We start from the raw sequence: 715 nt of genomic DNA on the forward strand, positions 1-715 counted from the left end.
ATGACATCGAGCGGCGTCTCGAGGGGCGGCGGCAGCCGCAGCGCGACCGTGACGGCCTGGCCGGGGTGGGGCGTCGCCAGCCGTTCGGCCAGCGCGCCGGCGGTCCAGCCGCCGTTTCCCGAGCGGATCGGACCGTGGAAGCGCTCCGGCACGGTCAGGGGCGCGAGCGAGGTCATGCCCAGAGCCTGCCAAACGCTGGAAGGGTGCGTGCGCGCGGCTGGCGCGATGGGAGAGGATGGACGGGTGAGCGACCTGATCGACACCACCGAGATGTACCTCCGCACGATCTACGAGCTGGTCGAGGAGGGCATCGTGCCGCTCCGGGCACGGATCGCCGAGCGCCTGCACCAGAGCGGCCCGACCGTGTCGCAGACCGTGGCCCGGATGGAGCGCGACGGGCTGCTCACCGTCGAGGGCGACCGCCACCTCGAGCTCACCGAGGAGGGCCAGCGGCTCGCCACCCGGGTGATGCGCAAGCACCGCCTCGCCGAGCGGCTGCTCACCGACGTCATCGGCCTCGACTGGGAGCTCGTCCACGAGGAGGCGTGCCGCTGGGAGCACGTCATCTCCGAGACCGTCGAGCGGCGGCTGCTCGAGCTGCTCGACCACCCGACCGAGTCGCCCTACGGCAACCCGATCCCGGGCCTCGCCGAGCTCGGCGAGGAGAACGCCGGCGAGGCCTTCATGACCGACGTCGAGCCGCTGTCCAAGGCCG

Annotated in this window: 1 protein-coding gene; it reads left to right on the forward strand. The window is 72.6% G+C overall.

The genetic code is table 11. From position 1 onward, the window contains the following. Window positions 1–243: 243 nt before the first annotated feature. A partial coding sequence (locus H0488_RS23485; protein ID WP_183101565.1) for a metal-dependent transcriptional regulator occupies window positions 244–715 on the forward strand: 472 nt, incomplete at its 3' end.

Origin of the sequence: Nocardioides pelophilus, assembly GCF_014180685.1 — a bacterium.
GTDB lineage: Bacteria > Actinomycetota > Actinomycetes > Propionibacteriales > Nocardioidaceae > Nocardioides > Nocardioides pelophilus.